This window comes from Tsukamurella sp. PLM1 (genome assembly GCF_023168325.1).
Taxonomy (GTDB): domain Bacteria; phylum Actinomycetota; class Actinomycetes; order Mycobacteriales; family Mycobacteriaceae; genus Tsukamurella.
The window spans coordinates 3,511,462-3,536,653 of sequence record NZ_AP025688.1 but is presented as its reverse complement, the minus strand read 5'-3'; the positions used below and the strand labels follow the sequence as shown (position 1 = coordinate 3,536,653).

Sequence of the window (25,192 nt, the reverse complement as noted above, 5' to 3'; positions counted from 1 at the left end):
GCGGACGCCCAGAGAGAAGGACACTCAATGCTCATCTCGCAGCGACCCACCCTCAGCGAAGAGGTCATCTCCGAGGCTCGGTCGAAGTTCGTCATCGAGCCGCTGGAGCCGGGCTTCGGCTACACGCTGGGCAACTCGCTCCGCCGCACGCTGCTGTCGTCCATCCCGGGCGCGGCCGTGACCAGCATCCGCATCGACGGCGTGCTGCACGAGTTCACCACGGTCCCCGGCGTGAAGGAGGATGTCACCGACATCATCCTGAACCTCAAGGGCCTGGTCGTCTCGTCGGAGGACGACGAGCCGGTCACCATGTACGTGCGCAAGCAGGGCCCGGGCGCCGTCACCGCGGGCGACATCGTCCCGCCGGCGTCGGTCACCGTCCACAACCCCGATCTGCACATCGCGACCCTGAACGACAAGGGCAAGCTCGAGATCGAGCTCGTCGTCGAGCGGGGTCGCGGCTACGTGCCGGCCGTGCAGAACAAGGCGTCGGGCGCCGAGATCGGCCGCATCCCGGTCGACTCGATCTACTCGCCCGTCCTGAAGGTGACCTACAAGGTGGAGGCCACCCGTGTCGAGCAGCGCACCGACTTCGACCGTCTGATCCTGGACGTCGAGACGAAGAACTCCATGACCGCGCGGGACGCGCTGGCTTCGGCCGGCAAGACCCTGGTCGAGCTCTTCGGCCTGGCGCGTGAGCTCAACGTCGAGGCCGAGGGCATCGAGATCGGCCCGTCGCCGGCCGAGGCCGACCACATCGCGGCGTTCTCGCTGCCGATCGAGGACCTCGACCTGACGGTGCGCTCGTACAACTGCCTCAAGCGCGAGGGTGTGCACACCGTGGGCGAGCTCGTGGCCCGCACCGAGTCCGACCTTCTCGACATCCGCAACTTCGGTCAGAAGTCGATCGACGAGGTCAAGGTCAAGCTGCACGCGCTGGGTCTGGCCCTCAAGGACAGCCCCGCGTCGTTCGATCCGTCGCAGGTCGACGGCTACGATCCCGCCACCGGTACCTGGAGCGACGAGCCGTCGTTCTCGTCCGACGGCGACGATCAGGACTACGCCGAGACCGAGCAGCTCTGACCAGAGCTCTACACACCCACAGGAGAAACAATGCCTAGGCCCACTAAGGGCGCCCGGATGGGCGGCTCGGCCTCGCACCAGAAGCACATTCTGGCGAACCTCGCGACCGCGCTCTTCGAGCACGGCCGTATCGAGACCACCGAGTCCCGCGCCAAGCGCCTGCGTCCCTACGCGGAGAAGCTGATCAGCCATGCCAAGCACGGCAAGCTGGCCAACCGCCGCGAGGTCATGAAGGAGATCCGCAACAAGGACGTCGTGCACGTGCTGTTCGCGGAGATCGCTCCGGCCGTCGCCGACCGTCAGGGCGGCTACACCCGGATCATCAAGACCGAGAACCGTAAGGGCGACAACGCCCCCATGGCGGTCATCGAGATCGTGACCGAGCAGCTCGCCGCCACCGAGGCCTCGCGCGCCACCCGCGTCGCCGCCTCGCAGGCCGCTGCCAAGTCCGCCGCCGTCGAGGCTGCGGAGATCGTCGAGACCGAGGCTCCGGCCGAGGATTCGACCGAGGGCTCGGACCTCCCCGCCGGCGCGCACGCGCCGCTCGAGGACGTGAACGAGGCCCCCGAGGGCTTCCCGATCAAGGGCAACGCCGACTCGAAGCTGTACCACCGTCCCGGTACTCGCTTCTTCGATTCGACTGTCGCCGAGATCTGGTTCGCGGACGAGGCTTCGGCCGAGGCCGCGGGCTACTCGCTGCCCAAGTCGCAGCAGGAGGACTCCTCCGACTCGGAGTAGTCACCCCGCTTCACCGGAACCCGCCGCACCGTCAGGTACGGCGGGTTCCGTGCATCCCGCGCCGTCTCTCGGAACTTAACAGCGTTAGCCCAGTTCGCTTCCTGGGATTCCGATGCATCCGGTGCTACCTACTCGCGGGTCAGTTCTGCGTCGTCGCGATCACCGCGTCGACGGTGCGCCGCACCTTCTCCGCCGACACCCGCGGCAGGGTGAACCGTGCGAGGTAGGCCTCGTCCGTTACCCGCGACCAGTCGCAGGTGACGGCGATCAGCGTCCCCTCGCGCTCAGGGGTGAACGCCCAGGACCACTCGACGCCGACCGGCGGTTTGTCGCGCCCGGCGGGCAGCCAGGCGATCCGCCGGCCCGGTTCGAAGGCCGTGACGTGGTTGTCCACCGAGTACTCCCGCCCGTCCTCGGCGGTCATCTCCATGCCGAACACGTCCCCGACGCCGGTGATCACCTTGGGGCTGCCGGCGGACACGCCGCGCAGCATGCCCGACCCGTCGGCCGCCGCGTGCACGGCGGGCCGGGCCAGGGCCGCGAACAGCACGGCCGGCGGGACATCGGCGAACACGGTGACGGTCTGCGCGGTCTCGGTCATGGGCCAGACGGTACGCCGCTCAGGCGTACGCGGGCAGGTCGATCCCGTCGGCCTTCTCGAACTGCGCCGCCCACACCAGCCGCATCGGCCATTTCGTCGCGGTCCGATACGTGAGGTCGCCGAGCGCGACGCCGAGGCGCCCCATCGGCGCGAACCCGGCGGGGCTGCCGGGAGGCAGCTCCTGGGCGGGGCCGATGAACGGCCGCATCACCGCGTCGTACCGCGCGAGCGCGCGGGGGACGTCACCGTCGGCCCTGCTCAGCTCGCCGGCCAGCACGTACGCGCCCACCAGCGCGAGCGTGGTGCCGAGCCCGGTGAGCGGGGTGGGGCAGTAGCCGGCGTCGCCGATGAGCGCGACGCGACCGCGGGTCCACGAGTCCAGTTTCACCTGGGCGAGGTCCTGGTACGCCCAGTCGCCCGCGGTGCGCATGGCGGTCAACAGCTGCGGAGTGACCCAGCCGATGTCGGCGAACTCGCGCTCGAACAGCGCGAACTGCTCCTCCCTGCCCAGGCGGTGGGTGTCGCTGCCCCGGATCGCGAGCCCGGCCTTGACGGTGCCGTCGGTCCGCGACGGCCGCACCGAGACCACGCGGCCGCGCCCCGCGGTGTGCATCAGGTACCAGCCGCGGGTGTCCTCATCGATCGTCGCGGTGAACCACGCGTAGCGCAGCCCGATGGGCTCGAGCGCGCCGGCGTCCGGCCCGAAGGCCGCGCGGCGCGCAGCCGAGCCCAGGCCGTCGGCGCCGATCACGAGGTCGAATTCCCGGGGCGGGGCCGTCTCGAAGGTCACCCGCGCGACGGTGCCGTCCTGGTCGATCGCGGTGACGGTGTCGTCCCACAGGTACTCGACGTCGTCGGGCACCGCACCCACGAGCACTTCGGCGAGGTCGCCGCGCAGGATCTCGTGGGTGGAGACCACGCCGTTGCCGCCGAACGCCTCGACGGGCATGTTCGCGCCGCGCCGCCCGTGGCCGTCGACCTTGACGATGCCGCGCTGGTCGAGCAACCGCTCGGTGCTGGCCGGGCCCAGGCCCAGGCGGTCGATCACGGTGCGGCCGGCGCCGCGCAGGTCCACGGTCTGCCCGCCTTCCCGCAGCGACGGTGCGCGTTCGACGATCGTGACGCGGTGGCCGGCTCGCGCGAGGAGGACGGCGGCGGCGGGCCCGGCGATCGACGCGCCGCTGATGAGGATGTTGAGCTGAGTCATAGGGCGACCGTACGCCGTACTGAGTGCATCGCGCTACAGTGTTGACGTGGTTACTCGCATAAAGTGCACTAGTGCACCGGTGGCCCCGTGACTCGCGCCGAGGAGGTCGCGGCGGTGCTCCGTGAGCGGATCGCGTCGGGGCGGCTGCGGCCGGGGGACCGCGCACCGTCGACCCGGGCGATCATGCGCGATCACGGCGTGGCCATGGCCACGGCGTCGAAGGTGCTGGCGCTGCTGCAGGCCGAGGGCCTGATCGATTCGGCGCCCGGGCGCGGCAGTGTGGTGCTGAGCCCCGACCGCCCCCGCGCCCCGGAGCTGACCGCCGCCGACGTGATCGCCGCGGCCGTCGCCATCGCCGATGCGGAGTCGCTGCAGGCGGTGTCGATGCGCCGGCTGGCGGCCGCGTTGGAGATCCCCACGATGGCGGTCTACCGTTACGTCCCCAGCAGCGACGAGTTGCAGACGGCGATGCTCGACCGCGTGCTGGACGGAATGGAACTGCCTGCGCGCACGGGGATTGGCGCGCCGACGTCGAGGGTGTGCTGCGCGCGCTGTGGGCCGCGATGCTCGCGCACCCGTGGCTGGCCGCGGCGATGTCCATGACCCGCCCGGCGGTGCTGCCCGGCGCGATGCCGATGTCGGAGCACCTGCTCGCCGCGCTCCGCGCCGCCGGGCTCGAGCCGCGTGAGGCCTTCACCGAGTACCTGTGCCTGCTCAACCTGGTGCGCGGTCTGGGCGCCACGATCGAGCCCGAGCTGGCCGACCGCGCCGCCACCGGCATCACCGAGGACGAGTGGATCGACACCCGGCTCGACGAGCTGCGCGCCGCGGCGCCCCCGACCGGTTCCCGGTGATGGCGCAGATGCTGCACACGAGCTACCCGTACGACGCCGACGTGCTGCTCGACACCGCCCTCACGCGCTACCTGGACGGCCTGGCGGTGGGCCTCGCGCGGGCCTCGCACCGGTAGAGTCTGACGGCGACATGACTCGCTACCGCCTCGACATCGCCTACGACGGCACCGACTTCAGCGGCTGGGCCCGCCAGCCCGAGCGCCGCACGGTGTGCGGCGTGCTGGAGGAGGCGATCGGCACGATCCTGCGCACCGAGGTGCAGCTCACGGTCGCCGGCCGCACCGACGCGGGGGTGCACGCGACGGGCCAGGTCGCGCACGTCGACCTGCCGGACCCCGTCGTGCTGCCCGACGGCCTGGTGCGCCGGCTCGCGCGCATGCTCCCGCAGGACGTCCGGGTGACCGCGATCCGCATCGCCCCGCCGGAGTTCGACGCCCGCTTCTCCGCGCTGCGCCGTCACTACGAGTACCGCCTCACTGACGCCCCGTTCGGCGCGAACCCGTTGCGCGCCCGCGACACCGCGCCGTGGCGGCGGCCCGTCGACCTGGAGCGCATGCAGGAGGCGAGTGATCGCCTGCTGGGCCTGCACGACTTCGCGGCGTTCTGCCGCCGCCGCGACGGCGCCACCACGGTCCGCGAGCTGCAACGCTTCGCCTGGCGCCGCGACGCCGACGGGGTGTTCACCGCCGAGGTCTCCGCCGACGCCTTCTGCTGGTCGATGGTGCGCTCCTCGTCGGGGCGGTCGCCGCGGTCGGGGAGGGCCGACGGTCCGCCGACTGGGTCGCCGGCCTCCTCGCCGAGCGCGAGCGCTCCAGCGCCATCAACGTGGCCGCAGCGTGCGGCCTGACCCTGGTGCGCGTGGACTACCCCGCCGACGACGAGCTCGCCGAGCGCAACCTGATCACCCGCGAGAAGCGCGAGGTCGACGGCCCCTCCGGCGGCTGTTGCGGCGACTGACGGAGCTTGGGGCGCCGTTCGCCCGGCGTTCATGATCGCGATGCCCGCCGCGTGGATACTCGGCTGATGTGAACCCCTTCGACGTCACCGGTTTCCTCGGCTCCGCCGGCCTGATCGGCCTGGTGCTGCTGATCTTCATCGAGACCGGCCTGCTGGTGGGCTTCATCTTCCCCGGCGACTCGATCCTGTTCACCGCGGGCATCTTCGCGGCGCAACCCACGCCGTTCGCCCAGCTGTGGCAGCTGCTGCTGTTCCTGCCGATCGCGGCGATCATCGGCGATCAGTGCGGCTACGCCCTCGGCCGCTACGGCGGGCCGAAGGTGATGCGCGGGCGGGTGATGCGCTGGATCGGCCAGGGGCCCGTCGACAAGACGTACGCCTTTTTCGACAAGTACGGCCCGTTCACGGTGCTGTTCGCCCGGTTCATCGGCATCGTCCGCACGCTGGTTCCGGTGCTGGCGGGCTTCTCGAAGATGGATCACCGCACGTTCACGCTGTTCTCCGTGCTGGGCTCGATCCTGTGGTGCGATGGCATCGTGCTGCTGGGCTACTTCCTCGGCGGGATCCCGCTGCTGCGTGACCATCTCGAGGTCCTGTTCATCGGCTCCGCGCTCACGATCGTCATCCCGATCGCGATCACGGTGATCACCCGCCGCCGGGCCCGCCGTCGCGAAAACGTCGAAGCCACCACGGCGGGGGCGGCCACGCGTTAATCTCCCCGGCATGATCGGGTTGGGGGACCCGGAGCGCATCATCATCGATTGCGCGGGGGATCAGTGGACCGTCCGCGGGCCGGACGGTGCCGTGTGCACGCTGCCGGCGCCGCCGGACGCGGGCGAGTTCGTCGCGCCCGCCGAGGCCACCCGCCGCTGGGCGCAGTGGCTGGCCGACTCCGCGTCCGGCTGCGCCCCGTCGAAGCGGTGGACGGTGCTCGCGCCCAGCGTCTTCGGCGCCCCACGGCGCAGCCTCATCGCCGCCGGGGCGGCGTCGCACGGCGTCGCCGCCGAGGTGCTGCCGCGGGCCGAGGCCCTGGTCCGCGCGGCGGGCCTGTTGTACTGCCGCCGTGCGCTCGTCGTCGAGTGCCGGGACGCCGTCGCGCAGGCCCACGTGCTCGACTTCGCCAACGGTGCCTGGCGCCCGGTCGCCGCTGCGGCGCACCCGGATCCGGTGCTGGCGGGCCGGGAGATCCTCGACGACCGGGTGGATCAGGCCCTGGTCGACGGTCCGCCCGACGTCTACGAGGCGGTGCGCGCCGCGCTGGCCGCCGAGAAGCTGTGGCGGGTGGTACGAACGGAACCCGGCGACGTGCTCGACGCGCTTGCGGACCCGGACCCCGAGCGGGAAACGGAAGCCGAACCCGAAGCCCTGCGGGAGGGCGGCACGACCGCACGGTCCCGCCGCCCGCGGTGGCTGCTCGCCGGCGCGGCCGCGACGACCGTTGCCGGCGTCGCCTCCGGCGTCGTCTCGTGCCTGCCGGGCACGTCGCCGCCGGCGCCGGAGCGTCCCGTACAGGCCGCGGAGACCTACGTGAGCGTCGAGTTCGACGGTGCCGTCGTCGATCTGCCGCGCGGCTGGGCCGTCACCGAACCCGCGCCGGGCCGCCGCCTCGCGCAGGCGGACGACGGCCGCCGCGTCACGGTTGTCCGCACCGCACTGCGCGCACCGTCCGACGTGGTGGCGGTGGCCGCGGAACTGGAGGCCGCGCTGGCCGAGCGGGGAGACGGCCGCGTCAGCGGGCTCAACCGGTCGCAGGTCGGCGGCCGCGAGGTGATCGGGTACCGCGAGCAGCTCGACGCGGAGCGGGTCGTGGATTGGTACGTCGTGGTCGCCGGCGCCGCGCAGCTCAGCGTGGGCTGCGAGGCGGGGCGTACCGCGGCGCCGCTGGCCACCGCCTGCGAGCGCGCGGTGAGCACGGTTCGGGAGCAATGAGATCCACACATGAGGGGGAGATTTCGATGACCATCGCCACGTCCACTAACGGCGGGCTGCGAGTCCGCGCCAACGAGCAGGGCACGCCGCTGCACATCGCCATCGAGCGCACGGAGTTGCGCCGCGAGCCGCAGGACCTCGCCGACGCCGTCGTCCGTCTCTGCCGTGCCGCCGCGACCGCCGCGGGCCTGCAGCGCCGCGCAGAGCTGGAACGCGCGGGCGTCACCGAGGACGTGCTGCGCGCCCTGCGTCTGCCCGATCCGGCGCCGCCGCACGTCCCGCACGACGATGCCGTCGACACGTGGCTGCGCAGGGTGTGAGACGCATGAGCGAGGAGATGGACCGCATCGAGGCCCGCGCCCACGATCAGCTGCGGGTGCTGCGCCGCACCAGGATCGAGCTCGACGGCGTCCGGGTCGCGGTGTCCAGCCCGGACGGCGCGATCCGGGTGGAGCTCGACGGGGTGTGCGCACTGGTCGGCCTCACGCTGACCCCCGCGGCTCTGCGGACCGACGGTGCCGTGCTGGGTCGGCGCATCGTCGCCGTCTGCGCGGTCGCTGCGCGCGAGGTTCAAGCCCGCCGTGGAGCCGTGATGGAGCGCTTCCACGCCGACTACGCGGCGGGGTGATCGGCGGCGATCGGGATCCGAACGCCGCGCTGGTGCGTCCAATTCATGAGGGCCCTCGCACCCGGCCCGCTCGTCACAGATGGGGGAGAAGTATGTTCATGGCGGTCAACTCGGCCATCGCGGCGTTCGGCGCCACGTCAGCCGGCATCGGCGTCTCGGTGGCCACGGTGGGAAGTGTCGACGCGGCGGCCAACGTCGCGGCGCTCAACCCCGCGCTCGGCCTCATCGGCCAGGATTTCCTGGCCGCGTTCACCGCGGCGCAGGCCGTGCACGTGGAGTCCGTCGCCGAACTGGCGGTGCTGTACGGCGGGATCGCGGCGTCGTCCGCGGCCACGGTCGCGTCGTACGGCGCCACCGAGGCCGCCAACGCGGCGGGGCTACTGACCGCGGCGGTGTAGCGCCATGGCCGATCCAGTGGCTCCCGACGCCTCCGCCGCGGACGCCTCGGGCCTCGACCCCGCAATCCGAGCGCTGCTCGACCGCCCGGTGAACGAGGTCCTCGCCGCGCTCGGCCTGCCGCCGGTGCCCACCGCCCCGTCGACGCCGCCGCAGCAGGAGTTGCCGGCGGCGCCGAAGGGCGTCCCGGAGGCGCCGCAAGTCCCGGGCTTCGACGTGGCGGGCCTGGTCAAGCCGATGACGGACCTGCTGTCCACCTTCGGGTCCGGCAGCTTCGGCGGCCTCGATCCGTCGGCCGCGCTGTCCAGCGCTTCGAAGGCCCTCGAACAGGGCGTCTCCACCGGGATGCAGGCGATCGGCCAGCTCGCGTCGGTGTGGCAGGGGCCGGCCGCGACCGCGGCGACCGGCAAGGGTCTGCAGGCCGCCACCGGGACCGGGCTCGCCGCCGAACAGGGGGCGGAGCTCTCGACCGCGGTCGGTGAGGCGGCCACGGTCGTGGGTACCGGCGAGGCCGAACTGCAGGCGATCATCGACTCGTTCATGTCGGTGATCGCGGCGCTCGGTCCGTCGCTGTGGCTGCCGCCCGGTCAGGCAGCGGCGGTCGCCGCCGCCGAGGAGCACCTCGCCCACGCCACGGAGGTGGTCGCCCGGACCAAGAGCGAACTCTCGGCGCTGAGCGCGCAGGTCGGGGCGGCCGGACGGAAGGTCCCGGTCGCCTCGCCGCCGATGACGGCCGCGACCACTGCCGCGCAGGCCGCGGCGTCCGTCGTCCCGGCCGTCGTCTCGGCGGCCACGGGCGCCGTGACAGCGATCGGTGGGCTCGCGACCCAATCGGTGACCGGCGCGGTGAAAGCGGCGGCGGGAGTGGCGAGCTCGGCCGGGGAGGCGCTGAGCGGACTCGCGGAGCAGGCCTCGGGCGAGGAGCCCGACGGTGCCGCACCGGACCTCGCGGACGGGGGTGCGGACCCGGCCGCGGCGTACGTCGGCGCCGGAGCCGGTGGCGGTTCCGGCGCGGGCGGCGCGATCGGAGGCGGCTCGGGCGGCATCGCCGTCACCGGGGCGGGGCTCGGTGCCGCCGCACTGTCCCAGCCGAATCCGGGGACGCCCGCCGCGCGGACGCCGGTGGTCGAGGGCGGGGCACGCACGATCCCGGCCTCGGAGGTGCTCGCGCGGAGCGGGATGGGCGGCATGATGCCGATGGGTGCGGCGGGAGCCGCCGGCGCCCGCGCCACCGCGGCCGCCGATCACGCGGTGCCCGACTACCTCGTCACCAGTGACAACGGCGAGCAGGTGCTCGGCGACCTACCGCTGGTGGGGCCACAGGTCGTCGGCGATGCGACGCCGGCCGCCGACGAGCGTGGGCCAGATGTGGAACTGCGCCTGTAACAGACGGAACCGCACCGGCTTCCGGTGCGTCTAATGAGTAGGGACCTACTTCGGGGGGAGTACGAATGACGAACACCAGGCTCAGCATGGATCCGCAGCAGGCGCGGGAGATCGCGCGCGGGGTGGAGCGGCTCGTGGAGGACCTGCGCGGCGCCCAGCGGCGGTTCGAAACGCACGCGGCACCGGCGGCCACGGGGCGCGACGAGGTCTCGCTCGCGGTCGAGCGGACCACGCGGGCGATGGGCGAGGCGCAGCGCCGGTCCGGTGAGGTCGCCGTCGCCGACCTGAGCCGCCTCGGTGCGGCCGTGTCGGCGCACGTGAAGGCCGTGCAGCGCAGCGATTCCGAGCTGGCGCACACCGTCCTGCTGGCGGTCTGAGCGTGCCCCGCGATCCCGGGTTCACCGGCGTCGACTGGTACGCGCGCACCACGGAACGCCTCGCGGGCGACCTGCTCGGCGGTGCCGGTGCGCGCCCGCTCACCGCGGCCGCCCAGGAGACCGCCCGGCTGGCGTCCGCGTACGGTGCCGCGGCGGTCCAGCTGGACCGCCTCGTGGCGCGGCTCGACGGTGCGGTGGACACGGGACGCGCGGACGACGCCGCGCGGCGGACGGGGCCGCTGCCCGAGTACGCCCGCTGGCTGGCTCGGCACGCGGCGGACCTGGCGGAGTACGCGGCGAAGCTGTCGGGGCAGGCCGCGGCGTACGAGACGGCGGCGCGTGCGATGCCGTCCGTGGCGGACGCCGCGCGCCTGCGCACCGACCGGGAGACCGCGCAGGCCGCGGCCGCCGCGGGCGGCCCGGATCCGGCGCTCGCCGCCCTCGCCGGCGCCGCAGCCGATTCCGAACGGGCCGAGCAGCAGGCGCACGGCACCGCGGCCGCGGTGATGACGGGCTTCGAACGCGCGGCGGAGCCGCTGCGGGCGCCTTGGGAGTTCGCGCCGCCACCGAAGCTCGAGGCCGGCCGCGGCGCACAGGCCAAGCCGAAGGGCGCGGCGGGCGCGGGCGGTGGGCGCGGCGCCGGCGGCGGTGCCGGCGCACCCGGGGTGCCGCTGTCGGCGTTTCCGGTGAGCGCGGTGCAGCGCGAACAGGGCGGCGGGGCCACCCGGCTCGCCTCGACCGCGGGCGCCTCGGGCGCCGGTGGCCGCGGCTTCCCGATGATGCCGGCGGGCATGCTCGGCGCGGCCGGCGCGGGCGCGGTGCGGGGCACCGCGACCCACACGCCCGGGGCCACGCCGTCCGTGTCCGCGGGCGACGACGTGGGGGCGGAGGCCTTCGTCGTGCATGCCGCCCCCGCGGTCCTCGGCGACCTCGGCGACGCGGTGGTGGAGGAGCTGTGACCATGCACGCGGTCGCGGCCCTGCGGGCCCGGTTCGGCACGGAGGTGCCGGCGGTGCTGTGGACACCGCCGGACCCGCGGCGCACCGTCGAACCCGAGCCGTCGGCCGAGCTGGATGACGACGAGACGACGGCCCTGCGGGTCCTCGGCGCGCCGCAGGTGCGGATCGAGGGCCGGTCGACCGACGCGCTCGGTTCGCGGCTGTGCCTCGCGCGTCGCGGGCACCTGACGGCGCGGATCGTGCGCACCGCGGGGACGGCCACCGTCGACCTGCCGCACTGCGACGGTTCCGCGGACCGCCTCGCCGCGTTGGTCGCACCGATCCTCGGCGCGGCCCGGCCGGCGGATCCGGAGGTGGCGGCGTCGTTCCCGGCGGCGACGGGCCGGGCGGCTCTTGCCGCCGGCGATGCGGGTGCGATCGCGGCCGGGCTGCGCGCCGCCGGGGTCGACGGTGACGCGGCGCGGCTCATCGCGCGGGTGTTCGCACGCTCGCACCGCAGCGTGGAGTTCACGGTGCACGGCGCTGACGCACGGATCGAATCCGTGGTGGCGGTGATCGATTCCCCACACGGACGCGTCGTCGCACACACCACGACCGATCCGGGCGGTGGATGGATCTGCGTCGCCGAAGGTACCGCGCATCGGATCGGCAGGCGCTGCGGCGCGCCTGCGAAGAGCTTCCGGGGCGGCTGGATGCCGTGACCGGGGACGGGCCGCGCCACCGGGGCGCGGGTCGTGACGTGCCGGCAGGTCCGGCGGGGAGGAGTACGACATGGGAACGAAGGCCGAACTCGCGGCGATGAAGACCGGCGCCACGACGCTGGACGACCTCGGCGTGCAGATGAACGCCACGCTCGCGCAGCTACGGGGCGACGTCGAAGCCACGCAGGGCGTCTGGGCGGGGGCGGCGCAGGTGGCGTTCCTCGGCGTGATGGCGCGGTGGGATGAGAGCGCCGCGAAGATCAACACGTCGCTGACCGACATCAGCACGATGCTCTCGCAGAACACCACGAGCTACGGCTCGCAGGAGGAGCAGAACGTGGCCGACCTCAACACCGTCGGCGGCGGTGGCGGCGGCCCGCTCGACATCTGACCGATCGACCGACGGCCAGAACCGACAGTCACGACCGACAGTCAAGGGGAGAACACCATGAGTGACTACATCCGGTACGACTACACCACCATCCGCACGGCGCTCGACGACATCGCCAGGCGGTACACCGTGCTGATCCAGCAGGCGGATTCGATCCGCGCCGAGCAGCGCAAGTTCGAGAACGCCTGGGAGGACGAGGAGTCCGCGACGGCCTACCAGGCGGTGCAGACGCGGTGGAACTCGAGCTTCGAGGACATCAACTCGCTGCTCAACCGGGTCAAGGTGGCCGCGGAGAACGCGGTCGCCTCGATGCAGCAGACCAATCAGCAGGCGGCCGCCGGCTGGCAGGCCTGATCGCAGCGGAATCCATCCGGCGAGGGTCCGGCGGCCACGGCCGCCGGACCCTTCTCGCGTGCGCTCAGGCGACCAGGCGCAGGGTGGCGGCGGCGCCGTCGGTGCGAACGGTGAGCATCCCGGGCAGCGGCTGGCTCAGCACGACGTCGGCCTCCGACACGGGGGAGGTGCCCGGCGCCTCGATCCGCCAGACGGTGCCGGACGGCTCGACCGCGCCCGGTGAGAGGCCGGACGAGGTCCCGTCGAGCACGATCACCGTATAGTCGCCCGGCCCTAGCCCGGCCAGTGCGTCCGGGTAGCGCCACCCCGAGATCCACAGGCACTGCGGGGATCCCACCCATGACGCCAGCGGTTCCCACGTCGCGGGACGGCCCGTGATCAGCAGGACGCGGGCGCCGGTCGCCACCGCCCGCTCCACGAGTTGCCGCGCCGGATCGTCCGCGACCGCCGCCCACACCGTCCGCACGCCGGGCCCGTGCAACCGTGTCCCCACCGGGCCGCCGGCCGCGTCGGCGCCGAGGATCTGTCCGTAGCCCGAGCGTGGAACGTGCAGCGCCGCCAGCGCTCCGGCGTCGCCCGTGACGTCCTGCTCGCCGCGGCACCGCGGCGCACCGGCGGGACCGGACCGCCACGCCCCCAGCCGGATTCCGTGCGCACCATCGGCGCGCAGCACGAGGCCGGCTCGCCCGGTTCCCGTGCCCGGCCCCAGGACCTGGTCCAGCTCGCCGCGCGCGAGAGCGTCGGCGTCGACCGCGACGGAGCCGGGCGGCGGCGCGGTATCCAGGAGCGCGGCGTCCGCGGGCCGCACCGGTGCGGCGGGGATATCCTCCGCCTGTAGCAGGTCGACGGTGCGCCGGGCGGCGAGGGCCGCGACCCGGGCCTGCCCGGCCGGTCCGGATCCGCGGCGTGCGCACGCGGCCGCACAGGCCTCGGGATCGACGGTGACCGCGACGAGCACCTCGGCCGCGGACCACCGCGCGAGCGGTCCGAGCAGCTGCTGGTATCGGATGCGCGGCGCCGCAGGGATACCCGGTACTCGACCGCCCCGCAGCAGCACCTCGAGCGCGGCGACGGGAGTGTCGGCGTGGCGCAGGAGTCCCGCGAGCAGTTCGAGCGGAACCGCCGGATCCTCGCGGCGCAGCAGCGCCACCAACTGCGGAGCCGAAGGCGTGAGACGGACCATCGCGGTCAGCCCACCGGGGCCGCGGCGGACGGCGATCTCGCCGCCGCCCGGATAGGGCGCGGCCTCGATCCTCGTGGCCGCCGCGGTCCGCAGGGCCAGACGGTCCGCGGCGCGCTCGGCGCCCGACGCACCACGGATCCGGGTCAGCGCACCCCCGCCCACCGCGAGCGCGGCGGCGCCCGCCGCCCAGTGCGGCCCGCCCGCGCCGGCGATCCCCAGCGCGGCCGCGCCGGCGGCGGCCTCCGCGAGGAGCACCGCGCCGGTCGCGGGCCACGCCGCGCGGTGCCAGCGGCCGGGCGCGACTAGTCCCGTCGACGATGTGGACCGATCCATGCGTGCTCCCCCTCGAGCTCCGGCCGTCTCCCCCGAAACGTGCTGCCGTGCGCCGAAAGTACCGTAGTCTCGGCGGCACCACGGTGGCTTCGGGGAAGTCGCCGGCACGCACCTTGGGGAGGGCGAGCATGCGGAAACAGCTGACCACGCGCGCGCAGGTGAGCGGGTACCGATTCGTATTGCGGCGCATGGACCACGCGCTGCTGCGCCGGGACCCGCGGATGATCTCGGACCCGATGGCGTCGCAATCGCGCTCGCTCGTCGTGGGCCTCATCCTGGCCCTGGTGATCACGGGCGGCTGCGGGATTCTCGCGCTGATCCGGCCGCAGGGCGCCGTCGGCGATTCGAAGATCGTGCTGGCCAAGGAATCCGGCGCGCTGTACGTGCGGGTCGAGGACGTGCTGCATCCCGTGTCCGGCCTGGCCTCGGCGCGGCTCGTCGTCGGTGAGGCCGCGGCGCCCACGTCGGTCAAGGACAAGCGCCTGAGCGGATTCCGGCGCGGCCCCGAGGTGGGCATCGTCGGGGCGCCGGCCCAGATCCTGGGGCCGGCAGCGGCATGGACCGAGGGGGCGACGCCGTGGCTCGTGTGCGACCGGACCACGCCGGCACCGGCGGACGAGCCGACGGCGCGGGACGCGCTCGAGACGATGGTGGGATCGGTCGCCGCGGGCGCGGCGGACGGCGGCGCGGTGCTGGTGCGGCGCGACGACGACTACTTCCTGCTCTTCGAGGGACTGCGGGCGCCGGTCGACCCGGCGGACCCCGTGGTGCGCAGGATCTCCGGGCTCGACGGTGCGCGTGCCCGCGCGATCAGCGCCCCGCTGCTCGACGTGTTCGAACTCACCGACCCCGTCGCCGTGCCCCAGGTCCCGGGCCGCGGGCAGCGTTCAGCGGCCCTCGCGGGATCGACGGTGGGCGAGGTGGTCCGGGTGTCGGACGCCGACCGCGACCGCCTCTACGTGGTTCTGGCGGACGGCGTGCAGCCGGTGGGCGAATGGGCGGCGGACCTGATCCGCGCGGGCGATCCGGCGGCGACGCCGATCGCGACCGCCCCCGCCGCGGCGGTCGCCGCTGCACCCGTCGTGCGGCGGCTGCCCCTCGCGGAACTGGCGGATCACCGCCCGCAGCTGCGCACGCTCAGCGATGCGCCGGTGCTCTGCGCGGCGGCCTCCGCCGACGGGAAGGGCGGGGGCACCGTCGAATTGCGGACCTTCGAGGGGACGCCCGGGCCCGCCGCACCGGTCGCGCTCGCGGGCGCCGACGGTGCCGGAGACGCCCTGGACGCGGCGTACATCCCGCCGGGGACCGGCGAGTACGTCGTCGCCGCGCAGCCGGGCGGGGAGCGCCGCGACGGACTGTTCTACATCTCGGACTCGGGTGTGCGGTACGGGATTCCGAACGAGGAGACGGCCCGGATCCTGGGCCTGCTGCACCGTCCGAGGCCGGTGCCGTGGTCGGTCCTCTCGGCGATCCCCGCGGGGCCGGACCTGACCCGTGCCGCTGCCGCGGTGACCCGCGACGGTACGCCGATGATGCTGTCGCCCTGAGGATCGTCGCGCCGGGCGGCGCCGGGGCTCAGCGGCGCGCGAGGCAGGCCGCGACAGCGGTCACGGTGAGCAGCGCCAGCCCGCCGAGCGCGATGTTCCGCGGGCGGTGGTCGGGCGCGGGCGGAATCGCGGCGTCCAGTCGGCCCGGCCCGGCGGCACCGTCGGGCAGCTCGGCCGTCACGGCGGCGACCGGATCGACGACCCCGGCCCCGCCCACCGCAGCGGATCTCCGCGCGGTCGCCAGGATCCGCGCGCGCACCTGCGCGGCACTGAGCTGTGGGAAGCGTGCGCGGACCAGTGCCGCCACCCCGGCCACGTACGGCGCGGCGAAGCTCGTCCCGGCGAGCGGGACGAGGCCGTCCCGGGTGACCTGGGCGTTCGCGAGCCCCGCGCCGCGGGGCTCGAGCGTCGTGACATCGGTGCCCGGCGCGGCCACCGTGACCCACGGACCGGCCAGCGAGAAGGAGGCGGCCCGGCCGGCCGGTTCGGTCGCGCCCACAGCGAGGACGTGCTCGGCGAACCGGGCCGGCGAGACCAGTGTCGCGGGCGCCGTGGGGTTCTCGTTCTGGGCGGCGCACGGCGTGCCCGACGTGACGTTGCCCGCGGCCGCCACGACCACCACGTTCCGCTCGGCGGCGTAGCGCACGGCGCGCCCCAGCGCGTCGTCGCCGAGGGCGGACGCGGAGGCGGCGCACGCCACCTCGGAGATGTTGATGACGGTGGCCCCCAGGTCCACCGCGCGGACCACGGCGAACGCCATCGTGATGACGTTGCCGTGGCTGTTGACCCCGCGCTGCTGCGGCTCGAACGCCTGGCTGGCCTGCCGGATCGCGATGATCGACGCGGCCGGCGCGACGCCCGCGAAGGCGTCGCCGGCCGCGGGCCGGGCGGCGATGATACCCGCCACGGCGGTGCCGTGCGCGTCGCAGTCGTCGCGGCCGTCGCCCGTGGACACGTAGTCGCCGCCAGCGATCACCTCGCCCAGGCGCGGATGCGGGGTGACGCCGGTGTCGATGACCGCCACCTTCTGGTCCTCGCCTCGGCTGAACCGCCACGCCTGGGACAGCCGCAGCGCGCGGGCGGCGTGGTCCGGCCGCGCGTAGTCGGTGCCGGGCTGGGTGCGCAGGGTGTTGCACTGGGTCCGCTGCACGGTGGGCGCCAGCGGGCCGACGGGGCCGCGCGGCGCACCGTCGGGAGGCGGGTCCGCCGCCGCGGGGACGACGGGGACGGAGAGCAGGCCGACCACGAGCGCGGCGGCGGCGCGGGTGCCGCGCCGCATCACAGGTTCCGGACGGTCGCGTACACGTCCCAGACCCACCCCAGCAGCGGTCCGGCGGCGGCGATGGTGAGGTACTCGCCGATCTCCGCGACCCGGCGCTGGATCGGGCTGAACGTGATCCGGGGCGCGGCGACCCCGCACGCCAACGCGAGCACCGCGATGGCGGCGAGGGAGGTCAGACCGAGGGCGGGCCACGCCCCGTATCCCCACGCGAGGCTCGTCGCCGTTCCGATCGCGATGACCGCGCCGGCCACGACGGTGGCCCCGGCTTGGAGCGGCTGGGCGTGGGTGCGACCGCGCAGGCAGAAGGCGACGGCCAGCACGGCGGCGAAGGCGAGGTGGTGGCCCGGGATCTCCCGGGCCGCGGCGCCGACCGCCAGCGTCGCCACCGCGCCGGCCGCCGCCGCCCCGATCGTGACACCGGTGCAGACGAGTTGGGCGAATCCCGTGCGCGGCGCAGGGCCCTGCTCCTCGGCGAGGCCGCCCGCCACCGCGCCGACGCCCGCCACGGTGGGCGGCGGATCGTCATCGATGGGGTCTATCCGTTCCCCGGCCGCCGGCACCCGCGGCAGCGGCAGCCGCGCGGCCAGGGCGCCGATCCGCGCCGCGAACACGAGCGCCACGTACGCCGCGATGGCGACGGTGGCTGCCAGGGCCGCGCGGCTGCCGGGCAGCCACAGGGCCGCGAAGGCGGCCGCACCGGCCAGCGTGCAGGCGGTGAGGACCGCGGCGTGCACCACGGCGCCGCGACCCGTGAAACGCAGCACCACAAGGGAACCGACGGCGGCCGCGGCGACGGCGAGCAGGGCGTGTGCCGGGCCGTACCGGCCATCCGGACCGAGCGGTACCGTCAGCGCGCCGGCGGCCGCGAGGAGCCCGGACGCGGCGAGCCCGAGCGCGGTGGACACCGGCCCGGCGTCGCGCATGCGGCGAGCGGTGAGCAGCGATCCCGCTAGTAGAGCGAGCGCGGCAGCGCCGCACCACAGCTGCGCGAGAACGGGATCCGCGCCCGGAACCGATCCGTCGGCACTCCTCGGTGCCAGGCCGAGCCGCAGCGAGACTGCCGCCGTCGCCGTCGTCGCGAGCCCCATCACTACGAGGCCCACGACGAGCGCGGCGCGTTCGTCCCACCGCCGCCCGGCGCGCAGGTCCGCCGCCGTCCGGTCGAAGACGTCGTCGAACACGGGCGGTGGCGGCGGCGCGTCGGCCACGAACAGGACCAGGAGCGCACCGTCGGCGATCCCGGCGTCGGCCGGCGTCTGCGGGCCGGGCAGCGGGTCCCCGCCGACGGGGCGAGCCGCCAGGGCCGCGACCACGCCGATTCCGCCGAGGCGGCGATCCGATCGCCGAAGAGCCGCACCAGTTCCGGGATCAGCACCTCGGTGGGCGTGAGCAGCGGCAGCGAGACATCCACCTGCGCGCCGCCGCACAGCACAGACACCCGGCTCAGCCGCGCGACCTCGGTGTTCAGTTCCTCCGCAACGTCGGTCATCGCGCCCCCTCGCATGCCGTGCGCGGGCCGCGAGTGCTCGGGCCCGACATCAATTGGACGCATCAGCCCGACGATCGGTTCCCACCTGGCGCGAACTTCGCCGAATCGCCACGGGCGGAACGCGCGGAGTGCACACTCGTGCCACGACGGTGCGTGGGGGCGCGCCGCATCTCGGGGGAGGTGAGTCGTGGCCGACACGGCTGATGTGGTGTTCGAGCCGGTCACTGAGGGATTCGCGCGCAAGCAGCGGTTGGCGCCGCCGCGTACTCCCGGCGGTGAGGTGGCTCTGCAAGCGCCGCCGGAGATTCCGCGCGCGGTGCCGGGCGGCCTGCTCGGCAAGCTGCTGCCGGTCGTGATGGTGGTGGCGGTGGTCGGGATGATCGCGCTCATGTTCACCTCGGGCAGCGCGATGATGAACAGCCCGTACATGATGATGTTCCCGATGATGATGCTGATGTCGATGTTCGGCATGTACGGCATGAACAACCGCGGCGGCGGCGCGTCGGCCGCCGAGCTCAACGAGGACCGCAAGGACTACCTGCGCTATCTGGGGCAGGTTCGCGGTCAGGTCGAGAAGACCCGCACCGAGCAGCGCACCGCGCTCGAGTGGATCCACCCGGACCCGGCCGCGCTGCCGGGATGCGTGGGCACCCGGCGGATGTGGGAGCGGCGGCCCACCGATCCGGACTTCCTGCACGTGCGGGTCGGCGTCGGCGGACAGCGCCTCGCGACCCGCCTCGTGCCGCCGGAGACCGGCCCGCTGGAGGACCTCGAGCCGGTCTCGACGGTGGCCCTGCGCGCGTTCGTCCGGCACGGCGCGTCGGTGCCCGGGCTGCCGGTCGCGGTCGCGCTGCGGGGTTTCCCCGCCGTCGGGCTCGACGGTCCGCGGGCCGCCACCTTCGACGCCGCCCGCGCTGTCCTGCTGAGCCTGGCCGCGCTGCACGGGCCGGACCACGTCCGGATCGCGATCGCCACCCCGGACGTCGACGCCGCCGAGTGGAGCTGGCTCAAATGGCTTCCGCACGTCGCGCATCCGACCGACTTCGACGCGCTCGGTCCGGTCCGCACCGTCTACGGGTCGGCCGCCGAGCTCGAGGACGCGATCGCGCCCGAGATCGCCGACCGCGGCGCGTTCGCCCGGTCGACGCCGGTGGATCCCGGCCGCCCGCACCACGTGATCGTCCTCGACCGGGGGATCGCCGTGACGCCGGGCGGGCTTCTGGACGCGGCGGTCGGCATCGAGGGCGTCACGCTGCTCGACCTGGCGCCGGAACCCGCGTCGCTCGCCGCGCGCGGCGGCCTGCAGCTGGTGATCGACGACGCGGGCAGGCTCGGCGCCCGGAGCGCCGCCGGCGTCGAGTACTTCGCGCGCCCCGACGCCGTGACCGCGGGCGCCGCGCAGGTCACCGCGCGGCGGATCGGCAGGTTCCGCCCGGCCTCGATGGCGGAGCTCCTCGACTTCGACGGTGACTCCGGCCCCGCCGATCCCGGCCTGCCAGCGCTGATCGGCCTCGCCGACGCCGCGGCGATCACGCCCGACACCGCGTGGCGGGAACGGACGGCCCGCGAGCGCCTGCGGGTGCCGATCGGGGTGGGGCCGCGTGGCGAGCCCGTGGAACTGGACCTGAAAGAGGCCGCGGAGAACGGCATGGGGCCGCACGGGTTGTGCATCGGCGCTACCGGATCCGGCAAGTCGGAATTCCTGCGCACCCTGGTGCTGTCGATGGTGGCGACGCACCCGCCTGAGGCGCTGAACCTGGTCCTCGTCGACTTCAAGGGCGGCGCCACCTTCCTCGGCCTCGAGTCGCTCAACCACGTCGCCGCGGTCATCACGAACCTCGAGGAGGAGATCGCGATGGTCGACCGCATGCGGGACGCGCTCTCCGGCGAGATGAACCGGCGCCAGGAACTGCTCCGCCGGGCGGGCAACTTCGCGAACGTCGGCGAGTACGAGAAGGCCCGCAGGGCGGGCGCGGCGCTGGATCCGCTGCCCGCGCTCGTGGTGATCGTCGACGAGTTCTCCGAGTTGCTCGCCCAGAAGCCGGATTTCGCCGAGCTCTTCGTCGCGATCGGCCGGCTGGGAAGGTCGTTGCACATCCATTTGCTGCTGGCTTCACAGCGGCTCGAGGAGGGCAAGCTGCGGGGGCTCGACTCGCACCTGTCCTACCGCATCGGCCTGAAGACCTTCTCCGCCAGCGAGTCCCGCGCGGTACTCGGCGTTCCCGACGCGTACCACCTCCCGTCCACGCCGGGCGCCGGATACCTGAAGTTCGACGCCGACCCGCCGCGCCGGTTCCACGCCAGCTACGTCTCGGGGGAGTACGTTCCGCCGGACGTACGGGCGCCGTCGGCCCGGCGCGGCGGCGTCGGCAGCGCGACGGTGCGCGAGTACCGCAACACGCCGGCGCCGATCGAGCGTCGGCGGACCGGGTTGCCCGAGGGGCTGCAGCGGATCCCGGCGCAGCCGGGCGATCCGTCGCCGGAACGGAGCGGCACCAGTGGGGCGCTGGGGGCACCGTCGGTGCTGCAGACGATGGTTGTGCGCCTGGCCGGGCACGGACTTGAGGCGCACGAGGTGTGGCTGCCGCCGCTGGACGAGTCGGCGGCCGTGGGCGAGCTCGCATCCCACCTGCGCCGCACCGACGCGACGCCGCTGCGGGTCGCGATCGGCGTGGTCGACCGGCCCTACGACCAGCGGCGCGATCTGCTGCTGGTGGATCTCAACGGCGCGCAGGGCAACGTCGCGGTGGTCGGCGGCCCGCAGTCCGGCAAGTCGACGGCGCTGCGGACTTTCGTCGTCTCGGCAGCGCTCACGCACACGCCCCGGCAGGTGCAGTTCTACGTGCTGGACTTCGGTGGCGGCTCGCTGGCCGGCCTCGCGGGCGTGCCGCATGTGGGGTCCGTCGCGGGACGGCTGGACCCCGACCGGGTGCGGCGCACCGTCGCCGAGGTGGCGGGACTGATCCGCCGCCGGGAGGCGGCGTTCCGCGAACTGGGCGTGGCCTCGATGGAGCAGTACCGCGCGCATCCGGCGGCGGCCGCGGACCCGTTCGGAGACGTGTTCCTGGTGATCGACGGGTGGCAGGTGCTGCGCACCGAGTTCGAGCCGCTGGAGCCGCAGGTGAACGCGATCGCGGCGCAGGGCCTGTCGTACGGTGTGCACCTCGCGGTGGCCGCGGGCCGCTGGGGCGAGATCCGGCCGGCCGTGAAGGATCAGTTGGGCACCCGGATCGAGCTCCGTCTCGGCGATCCCATGGATTCCGAGATGGGCCGCCGCGTGGCCGGTCTCGTCCCGCTGGGCCGGCCGGGGCGGGGCATCACGGTAGAGCAGTTGCACATGCTCGTCGCGCTGCCGTGCGGCGCGCCGGGGCCGGACCTGCCCGCGGCGCAGGCGGCCGTCGTCGCCGACCTCGCGGCGCGGTACCCCGACGGTGCGCCGCAGGTGCGGATGCTGCCCGACCGGGTCGCACTCGACCGCATCCCGGCCCGCCGCGACGCCCCATCCACGCACGCGGTGTTCGGCGTCGGCGAGGCCGAACTCGCCGCCGCAACACTGCAGTTCGAGTCGCAGCCGTTCTTCCTGATCCTGGGTGACTCCGAGTGCGGTAAGACCGAGACGCTGCGCACGCTGATGGCGTCGCTGGTCGCGTCCGGGACGCCACAGCAGACGAAGATCGTGCTCGTCGACTACCGCCGGACGCTGCTCGGCGCCGTCGAGGGCGGTCACCTGGCCGGCTACGCGACGTCCTCGGACGCGTTGACCCCCATGGTGACCCAGCTCGTCGAGGTGCTCACCGCGCGGCGCCCGGGGCAGGACGTCACGCCGCAGCAGCTCAAGGAGCGTTCCTGGTGGAGCGGCCCGGACATCTACCTCGTGGTGGACGACTACGACCTCGTGGCCGGAGCCACCGGCAACCCGCTGGCGCCGCTGATGGAACTGCTGCCGCAGGCCCGCGACATCGGTCTCAAGGTGGTCGTCGCCCGGCGCAGCGGCGGGCTCGCCCGGGGTTTGTACGAGTCGTTCCTCGCCCGTATCCGCGACCTGGCCGCCGACGGACTGGTGATGAGCGGGTCGCGCGAGGAGGGCACCGTCCTCGGCGCGGTCCGGATGTCGCCGATGCCGCCCGGACGGGGGACCTGGGTGTCCCGCGCTCGTGGCGTCGAGCTGGTGCAGGTGGCGCTCGCCGCGGAGCCGGACGAACCTACCGGTCCCGGATCGCCGTGATCGTCCCGGTCATCGCCGGCCACGGCGGCTGCCGGAGCACGGCGAGGGTAGCGAGCGTCGCGGCCACGAAGCCCGTCGCCACCCCGATGAGCGCGATGCGGTCCGCGTCGACGGCCGGCGACCACACCGCCTGCCCGTCGCGGACGGTGTAGACGCCGATCGCTGAGACGCGGTCCCCGCCGCTGCGGCGGCGCCGGGTCCGGGAGACGGTGATCACCGTGGTGCCGTCGGGCGTGACGTGCGGATCGCCGAACACCACTCCCCGCGGGGCGGCACCGGGCACGGACCTCAACTCTGGGCGCATGCCCCCCATCATGCTCCCACCCGGCGGTGGGCGGGAGGAGTCGGCGGGTCAGGCCCCGGCGAGGCGTTCGACCACTGGGCGCATCGCCGCCACGGTGTGCCCGGCCAGCGCGATCAGGGAGAATCCGTACTCCTCGCGGCGACGGATCAGGGTCTCGCAGATCTCGTCCACCGAACCGTCCAGCAGTGCGGGACAGTCCACGGCGCGCAGGGCGTCCAGGTCGGTGCCGATGAACTGCCGCACGTAGTCAGGGGCGAGGCCGTTCACCGCGAACACCGAGCAGGCCAGTTCCACCCGGTCGCGCAGCGGCGCGGTGAGCGCGGCCAGCCGCTCGTCCGTCGTGTCCGGCGGCGTCGCCAGCGCCACGGTGTCCGCCCGCTCGCGGGCCAGCGCCAGCGCCTTCGGGCCGCCCGCGGCGATGAGCACCGGGGTGTGCCCGGCACCGTCGAGCGCGGTCAGGGCGTCGAGGGTCTCGGCCACCCGGGCCAGGCGCTCGGGGCCGGTGCCGAAGGGCACGCCGAGGGCCGCGGTGTCGCCGGCCACGTCGGGACGCCCGGTCCCGATGCCGAACCGGAACCTGCCCCCGCTGGTGATTCCGAGTGAATGCGCCTGCCACGCCACGTGCCTCGGGTCGTGCAGCGGCGAGGCGAGCACGAACGTGGCCACCTCGATCCGCGACGTGGCGCCGAGCGCGAGCGCCGCGGAGGTCATGCCGTCGGGCATCGGGTAGTTCTCCGGCAGCAGCAGCGCATCGAACCCGTCGTCCTCCACCGAGCGGGCGTAGGCGGCCCAGTCGCCCAGCTGCGGAACGGGCAGCGCGGTCACCGCGAAGCGGAACGGTCTGGTCATGTCAGGAACCTCCTGTGGGCGTGGCGGCCTCGTCGGGGCCGTCGGGTTGGAACAGCCGGAAGTGGGAACGATCCCGCTCCATGAACCGGCGCTCGTACACGCCGTCGATGCGTTTGCCGTCGAGCATCGCCGAGAGGTGCAGCCGGTCGCCGTCGAGCCGAGCGGTCACGGTGAGCGGCGCGTCGTTCTTCTTCTTGCGCAGTTCGAGTACGTCGTCGCCCTTGGGCTCGAGCAGCCACGCGGTGGTCGACCCGGTGGGCGTCTGTGTCACCACACTGTCGAATCCCTTGCTGATCTCCTCGAATCCGGCCTGGTTCGAGCCGCGCAACGTGATGGCGACGTTCGCCCACGGAGCCGGACGGGTCTGCGTGAGCGGCACGGGGGCGCCGTCGACCGTGAACGAGGTCGCGCGCCACACGCCGTCGAGCGGCGAGCGGGGTGTGATTGATGTAGGTCATGAGGGCACCCTGCGCCACTCCGAACAGGATCATGATGCAGGTCGCGGCGTACTTCACGACCAGACCTGTGATTGCGAGCCAGCGCGGACCGGGCGTCGGCAGCGGTGGAACCGGCTCCATACCGCCCCGATTGAGCCCGACCCGCAGCAGGTTCGGCAGGTACGGGACGGTGAGGGCCACAGCGATGACGAACAGTTCGCCGGAGACGATCTTCACGGGCACGTCGTAGAACAGGTTCATCATGAACACCTGCGTGGTCGCCACCAGCGCGAACAACAGGCCCAGCACCTTCGTGCGCCGGAACAGGAGCAGCAGGCCGGCGATCAGCTCCACCAGGCCGGTCGCGACGGAGTACGGGATCGACGCGCCCATGAAGCCCCAGAGCACGTGGAACATGCTGGTGTCGCCCACGAGCTGGAGCTGGTGGGACGGGAGGCTCATGTAGCCCATTTGGCTGGGGATCACCTTCGCCAGGCCGTAGAACACCATCGACAGCGCGAGGCCGTAGCGGGCGAAGACCTCGAGCAGGCCCGCGAGGGAACGGTAGTTCGGACGCTTCCCGTCGAGGAGCGTCCAGACGGCCACGATCACGAGGCCGACCACGATCCAGCCGAGGTGCCAGCACCAGCTCCAGAGGGCGTCGCCGCTGCCGCTCTGGAACAGCTCCACGCCCTCGCCGCGGGTGATGAAACTGCCGATCTGCGCGAGCGTCCACCAGACCCCGCCGTAGTACCAGATGGCGCCCAGCCCCACGTTGCCGAACACCGACAGCAGCACGATGCCGCCGCCGATCACGAACAACAGCCGGAAGGCGAGCTTCTGCGCCGAGCTCCAGCGCGCGGGTTCGCCGGCCTCGGGAGCGGGCGGCGCCGGCGGCCCGGGCGGCGCCGGCTGGACGGCATGCGCCGGTGGGAACGGGGCGGGAGAGGGCGGGGGCACGGGCGTCTGCGATGTGCTCATG

The 25,192-nt window shown here is 73.9% G+C and carries 25 protein-coding genes and 2 pseudogenes; 18 read left to right on the top strand and 9 right to left on the bottom strand.

Annotation, left to right across the window (positions count from 1 at the left end):
- Positions 1 to 27: 27 nt before the first annotated feature.
- A complete protein-coding gene (locus MTP03_RS18160; protein ID WP_248489411.1) occupies positions 28 to 1,083 on the top strand; it encodes a DNA-directed RNA polymerase subunit alpha in 1,056 nt (351 codons plus the stop codon).
- A 30-nt stretch (positions 1,084 to 1,113) separates the two neighbouring features.
- A complete protein-coding gene (gene rplQ, locus MTP03_RS18155; RefSeq protein ID WP_248489410.1) occupies positions 1,114 to 1,821 on the top strand; it encodes a 50S ribosomal protein L17 in 708 nt (235 codons plus the stop codon).
- A 139-nt stretch (positions 1,822 to 1,960) separates the two neighbouring features.
- Here rplQ and MTP03_RS18150 read toward each other — a convergent pair whose 3' ends face one another.
- Both MTP03_RS18150 and MTP03_RS18145 read right to left on the bottom strand, forming a co-directional pair.
- Complete coding sequence (locus MTP03_RS18150) at positions 1,961 to 2,422, bottom strand: SRPBCC domain-containing protein (protein WP_248489409.1); 462 nt, start codon at positions 2,420 to 2,422, stop codon at positions 1,961 to 1,963.
- 19 nt (positions 2,423 to 2,441) lie between these two features.
- Positions 2,442 to 3,629: an FAD-dependent monooxygenase gene (locus MTP03_RS18145; protein WP_248489408.1), complete on the bottom strand. Its 1,188-nt coding sequence runs from the start codon at positions 3,627 to 3,629 to the stop codon at positions 2,442 to 2,444.
- Positions 3,630 to 3,716: 87 nt separating this feature from the next.
- On the opposite strand from MTP03_RS18145, the gene MTP03_RS18140 reads away from it, so the two are divergent.
- From MTP03_RS18140 to MTP03_RS18075, 14 genes and pseudogenes are all read left to right on the top strand, one after another.
- The gene (locus tag MTP03_RS18140) at positions 3,717 to 4,232 is read left to right on the top strand and encodes a winged helix-turn-helix domain-containing protein (protein WP_248489407.1); all 516 of its coding nucleotides are present in this window, start codon (positions 3,717 to 3,719) and stop codon (positions 4,230 to 4,232) included.
- Complete coding sequence (locus tag MTP03_RS18135; protein ID WP_248489406.1) at positions 4,193 to 4,483, top strand: hypothetical protein; 291 nt, start codon at positions 4,193 to 4,195, stop codon at positions 4,481 to 4,483. Before MTP03_RS18140 ends, MTP03_RS18135 begins: the two co-directional genes overlap by 40 nt.
- 130 nt (positions 4,484 to 4,613) lie before the next feature.
- Positions 4,614 to 5,440: pseudogene (gene truA / locus MTP03_RS18130) on the top strand (tRNA pseudouridine(38-40) synthase TruA).
- 68 nt (positions 5,441 to 5,508) lie between these two features.
- The gene (locus MTP03_RS18125) at positions 5,509 to 6,153 is read left to right on the top strand and encodes a DedA family protein (RefSeq protein ID WP_248489405.1); all 645 of its coding nucleotides are present in this window, start codon (positions 5,509 to 5,511) and stop codon (positions 6,151 to 6,153) included.
- A gap of 10 nt (positions 6,154 to 6,163) precedes the next feature.
- Positions 6,164 to 7,369 carry a type VII secretion-associated protein gene (locus tag MTP03_RS18120; RefSeq protein ID WP_248489404.1) on the top strand — a complete coding sequence of 402 codons (1,206 nt, stop codon included), beginning with the start codon at positions 6,164 to 6,166 and terminating at the stop codon, positions 7,367 to 7,369.
- Positions 7,370 to 7,395: 26 nt separating this feature from the next.
- On the top strand, positions 7,396 to 7,689 hold the full coding sequence (locus MTP03_RS18115; RefSeq protein WP_248489403.1) for a hypothetical protein: 294 nt from the start codon (positions 7,396 to 7,398) through the stop codon (positions 7,687 to 7,689).
- Between the two features lie 5 nt (positions 7,690 to 7,694).
- Positions 7,695 to 7,997, top strand: coding sequence for a YbaB/EbfC family nucleoid-associated protein (locus tag MTP03_RS18110; protein WP_248489402.1), 303 nt, complete (start codon positions 7,695 to 7,697; stop codon positions 7,995 to 7,997).
- Between the two features lie 98 nt (positions 7,998 to 8,095).
- Positions 8,096 to 8,395: a hypothetical protein gene (locus MTP03_RS18105; protein WP_248489401.1), complete on the top strand. Its 300-nt coding sequence runs from the start codon at positions 8,096 to 8,098 to the stop codon at positions 8,393 to 8,395.
- Positions 8,396 to 8,399: 4 nt separating this feature from the next.
- Positions 8,400 to 9,779, top strand: coding sequence for a hypothetical protein (locus MTP03_RS18100; RefSeq protein WP_248489400.1), 1,380 nt, complete (start codon positions 8,400 to 8,402; stop codon positions 9,777 to 9,779).
- Positions 9,780 to 9,844: 65 nt separating this feature from the next.
- Complete coding sequence (locus MTP03_RS18095; protein WP_248489399.1) at positions 9,845 to 10,156, top strand: PE domain-containing protein; 312 nt, start codon at positions 9,845 to 9,847, stop codon at positions 10,154 to 10,156.
- Between the two features lie 2 nt (positions 10,157 to 10,158).
- A complete protein-coding gene (locus tag MTP03_RS18090) occupies positions 10,159 to 11,115 on the top strand; it encodes a PPE domain-containing protein (protein ID WP_248489398.1) in 957 nt (318 codons plus the stop codon).
- Positions 11,112 to 11,816, top strand: a complete 705-nt coding sequence (locus MTP03_RS18085) for an ESX secretion-associated protein EspG (RefSeq protein ID WP_371820800.1) — start codon at positions 11,112 to 11,114, stop codon at positions 11,814 to 11,816. The genes MTP03_RS18090 and MTP03_RS18085 overlap by 4 nt, the downstream gene beginning before the upstream one ends.
- A gap of 70 nt (positions 11,817 to 11,886) precedes the next feature.
- On the top strand, positions 11,887 to 12,207 hold the full coding sequence (locus tag MTP03_RS18080; RefSeq protein ID WP_248489397.1) for a WXG100 family type VII secretion target: 321 nt from the start codon (positions 11,887 to 11,889) through the stop codon (positions 12,205 to 12,207).
- 57 nt (positions 12,208 to 12,264) lie between these two features.
- Positions 12,265 to 12,561, top strand: coding sequence for a WXG100 family type VII secretion target (locus tag MTP03_RS18075; protein ID WP_248489396.1), 297 nt, complete (start codon positions 12,265 to 12,267; stop codon positions 12,559 to 12,561).
- A gap of 64 nt (positions 12,562 to 12,625) precedes the next feature.
- On the opposite strand, the gene MTP03_RS18070 is transcribed toward MTP03_RS18075, so the two are convergent.
- Positions 12,626 to 14,077 carry a type VII secretion protein EccE gene (locus tag MTP03_RS18070; protein WP_248489395.1) on the bottom strand — a complete coding sequence of 484 codons (1,452 nt, stop codon included), beginning with the start codon at positions 14,075 to 14,077 and terminating at the stop codon, positions 12,626 to 12,628.
- Positions 14,078 to 14,205: 128 nt separating this feature from the next.
- On the opposite strand from MTP03_RS18070, the gene eccB reads away from it, so the two are divergent.
- Complete coding sequence (eccB, locus tag MTP03_RS18065) at positions 14,206 to 15,624, top strand: type VII secretion protein EccB (RefSeq protein WP_248489394.1); 1,419 nt, start codon at positions 14,206 to 14,208, stop codon at positions 15,622 to 15,624.
- Between the two features lie 28 nt (positions 15,625 to 15,652).
- Here eccB and mycP read toward each other — a convergent pair whose 3' ends face one another.
- From mycP to MTP03_RS24000, 3 genes and pseudogenes are all read right to left on the bottom strand, one after another.
- Positions 15,653 to 16,903, bottom strand: a complete 1,251-nt coding sequence (gene mycP / locus MTP03_RS18060; RefSeq protein WP_248489393.1) for a type VII secretion-associated serine protease mycosin — start codon at positions 16,901 to 16,903, stop codon at positions 15,653 to 15,655.
- Positions 16,903 to 18,219, bottom strand: a complete 1,317-nt coding sequence (eccD, locus tag MTP03_RS18055) for a type VII secretion integral membrane protein EccD (RefSeq protein ID WP_248489392.1) — start codon at positions 18,217 to 18,219, stop codon at positions 16,903 to 16,905. Before eccD ends, mycP begins: the two co-directional genes overlap by 1 nt.
- 14 nt (positions 18,220 to 18,233) lie before the next feature.
- A pseudogene (locus MTP03_RS24000) lies at positions 18,234 to 18,395 on the bottom strand (EsaB/YukD family protein); the annotation flags it as partial.
- A 187-nt stretch (positions 18,396 to 18,582) separates the two neighbouring features.
- Here MTP03_RS24000 and eccCa point away from each other — a divergent pair.
- Positions 18,583 to 22,620, top strand: coding sequence for a type VII secretion protein EccCa (gene eccCa, locus MTP03_RS18050; protein ID WP_248489391.1), 4,038 nt, complete (start codon positions 18,583 to 18,585; stop codon positions 22,618 to 22,620).
- Here eccCa and MTP03_RS18045 read toward each other — a convergent pair.
- Genes MTP03_RS18045 through MTP03_RS18035 form a run of 3 tightly spaced genes read right to left on the bottom strand, consistent with a single transcriptional unit; the run spans position 22,598 to position 25,191 of the window.
- Entirely contained in the window at positions 22,598 to 22,924 is a 327-nt protein-coding gene (locus MTP03_RS18045; RefSeq protein WP_248489390.1) for a hypothetical protein, read from the bottom strand. The two genes, eccCa and MTP03_RS18045, sit on opposite strands and share 23 nt — an antisense overlap.
- 48 nt (positions 22,925 to 22,972) lie before the next feature.
- Positions 22,973 to 23,773: an LLM class flavin-dependent oxidoreductase gene (locus MTP03_RS18040; RefSeq protein WP_248489389.1), complete on the bottom strand. Its 801-nt coding sequence runs from the start codon at positions 23,771 to 23,773 to the stop codon at positions 22,973 to 22,975.
- Entirely contained in the window at positions 23,770 to 25,191 is a 1,422-nt protein-coding gene (locus MTP03_RS18035; RefSeq protein ID WP_248489388.1) for a hypothetical protein, read from the bottom strand. Before MTP03_RS18035 ends, MTP03_RS18040 begins: the two co-directional genes overlap by 4 nt.
- Position 25,192: the final 1 nt, after the last annotated feature.